2 protein-coding genes and 1 pseudogene are annotated in these 1119 nt (G+C 56.3%); 2 read left to right on the top strand and 1 reads right to left on the bottom strand.

The window, feature by feature from the left end; translation table 11 throughout:
- A pseudogene (locus tag Q7T06_RS09615) lies at positions 1-204 on the top strand (methyltransferase); the annotation flags it as partial.
- A gap of 116 nt (positions 205-320) precedes the next feature.
- Positions 321-536 (top strand): hypothetical protein, encoded by a 216-nt coding sequence (locus tag Q7T06_RS09610; protein ID WP_304784054.1) that lies wholly within the window; start codon positions 321-323, stop codon positions 534-536.
- A 23-nt stretch (positions 537-559) separates the two neighbouring features.
- Here the strand turns inward: Q7T06_RS09610 and Q7T06_RS09605 are convergent.
- A partial coding sequence (locus Q7T06_RS09605; protein WP_304784053.1) for a DbpA RNA binding domain-containing protein occupies positions 560-1119 on the bottom strand: 560 nt, incomplete at its 5' end.

The raw sequence follows: 1119 nt of genomic DNA, 5'->3' as shown, positions 1-1119 counted from the left end.
TGGCTGATCCTGTCGGACCTGGCCGAACACCTGGGCTTGCGTACGCGCGAAGAACTGCAGCAAATGATAGATAGTGCAGGATTGAAAGTCATCGCGCGCATCGATACCAAGCCTACCCATCCGCGCGCCTCGGATGAAAGCGATCCGCTGCACCAGGCGCGCTCGGCCGAAGTCACGTCGCTGTGGCGGCTGGCGGCACGCTGATTAAAACACCTTGTCATTCCCGCGCAGGCGGGAATCCAGAGTTGCATAAAGGAAGGTCCCTGGATTCCCGCCTGCGCGGGAATGACAGCGATAGAGATTAAGATTGAGGAAATGACATGGCCAACAAACCAGCCCGCATCCTGACCTTCAAGTGCAAGAAATGCACGAAGCCGGTCAAGGTGTTTTTGCAAAAAGTATCCGCCTGCTCGCATATCCAGCCGTATCAGGGCATATGCACCTGTGGCGAAATCACGCGTTATGCGACCGGCCAGAAAGACGCGGTCGAGTCCTATATCGCATCGGAAGATGGCAGCTGGTCACACCATCACTGATCATTACTGACGCAGCCAGGCAATCAGGTTTCGATAAAGCGCATCTTGAAGTTGCGGCCCTTGATATTGCCGCTGCTTAAACGCGCATAAGCCTGGTCCGCAACCTTGCGGTCCAGCGCCACGTAAGTCATGAATTCAAACACATTGATCTTGCCTACCTGATCCTTGGCCAGGCCGACCTCGCCGGTCAATGCGCCCAGCAAATCGCCCGGCCGTAATTTATCCTTCTTGCCGCCCATGATGCACAGCGTGATCATGGGCGCATGCAAAGGCGCGCCTTCCGTCGGCGTGGCAGATTTCAGGTCGAACCATTGCACAGACTTGTGCTGGTATTCCTCGATTAGCTTTACCCATTTCTTTTCATTCGGCGCACACAGGCTCAAGGCTAGGCCTTTGTCCTGCCCGCGACCGGTACGGCCGATGCGGTGGATATGCACTTCGGTGTCTTTCGATACATCGACGTTGATCACTGCGCCCAGGGACTGGATATCCAGCCCGCGTGCCGCAACGTCGGTGGCCACCAATACCGAGCAACTCTGATTGGCGAACAGCACCAGGATTTCATCGCGCTCGCGCTGTTCCA

Source organism: Herminiimonas sp., assembly GCF_030645555.1.
In the GTDB taxonomy this organism is placed as follows: Bacteria; Pseudomonadota; Gammaproteobacteria; order Burkholderiales; family Burkholderiaceae_D; genus Oxalicibacterium.
This window is presented reverse-complemented; position numbering and strand designations above follow the sequence as displayed.